Source organism: Vibrio sp. 378 (genome assembly GCF_033339435.1).
The window spans coordinates 1-1,244 of record NZ_JAWOUO010000097.1 but is presented as its reverse complement, the minus strand read 5'-3'; the positions used below and the strand labels follow the sequence as shown (position 1 = coordinate 1,244).

Here is a 1,244-nt window from a genome sequence, read left to right as displayed (position 1 = left end):
AAGCGTACCCATAGGCGATTCCAAGAAAGCGCTGCGCTCTTGCTTAAACTCTTGTTTCACCGCGGCAAGCTGACGCTCATCAACCTTGATTTCGGTCGAAAGGTTGTACAAGCCATTCAAAGCTTCAACTAGACGATTTTTTTGCGTCGTAACCTGAACGCCATGCACTGTTGGCTCGAGTATTGGACCAAAAGCGATGTTGTTCGTACGTAAATAGGCATCCAGCTCTGAGCCAGAAAACTCTCCTAATCCACTGCGAACAGCGGTCATGGCAGCCAGTTCGTAGGCTGGATAAAGCGATTTATCTAGAGCGGCTTTACCCCCTTGGCTAGTGAAGTAGATGTAAGCGCGGCCACCGGCTTTTGCGTCTTTTTGGAACCAAACATCCACACCGTTTGATAAGGTGTAAACCTGAAAACCACCCGGAGCTTGACGCATACTAACGATGCTGCCTTCCTCTGCTGGTTGCAGGAAGCCTTCTGCTTTGGCGTTCATGTCAGAAGGCTTTTCACCAGCTTGTAGGTAGGCGCTGTTAAGCGCAGTGAATACATCAGCAAATTGCGCTTGCGTTTCACTTTTGCCCATGCCAATCACAAAGCTTGGTTGATTAGACAGCAGCTCTTTTAACTGCGAGTTTACGCTCTCTAGCGTCGTTTTATCCAAAAAAGCTGCCAGGCTTTGCGCATAGCTCTCTTTCGATTGGCTTACGCTGTCTTGCTCCAATTGGAAAATACGCGCTTCCGCGTAACTATTTGGCTTGCGTTTGCTCCAATCAGAATCAAGATTTGCCAGTTCGCCATACCAGTTAGATGTGATGCTCTCTAGCTCAGCTTGTGTCACGCCGTAATCGCGAAGTGACGTCAAAGCACTGATGAAAATTTGGTGCATTTGTTCACGGCGGTCAGGCGAAAATGAGATACCCGCCGACATTAGCCGTTGGTAGTTCGAGTAGTAAGGCTGCGCATAAACGTATTGGTAAGGCTCGGCGGCATCATTGAGAAGACTGATCAAACGCTGTTGAATCAGTTGAATGGCCACTTCGTCTCGCCATTCTGCGTGTTGCTGCTCGACCGTTTCGCGACGAAGATCGCCGCGTTCAATCACCAAATGCAAGCTTGGTGACTCCATCGAGTTGCTTGGCAGAATTTCGTCTTGAGTATTGAGTCGAATGTCACGACGCTTTTCGATGGCGATATCTGAGGTACTTTCCCAGTTCGAGAACTTGTTCTTGATGATGTTAGCAA

The 1,244-nt window shown here is 48.5% G+C and carries 1 pseudogene; it reads right to left on the bottom strand.

The window, feature by feature from the left end:
* A pseudogene (locus R7Q48_RS24340) lies at nucleotides 1–1,244 on the bottom strand (insulinase family protein); the annotation flags it as partial.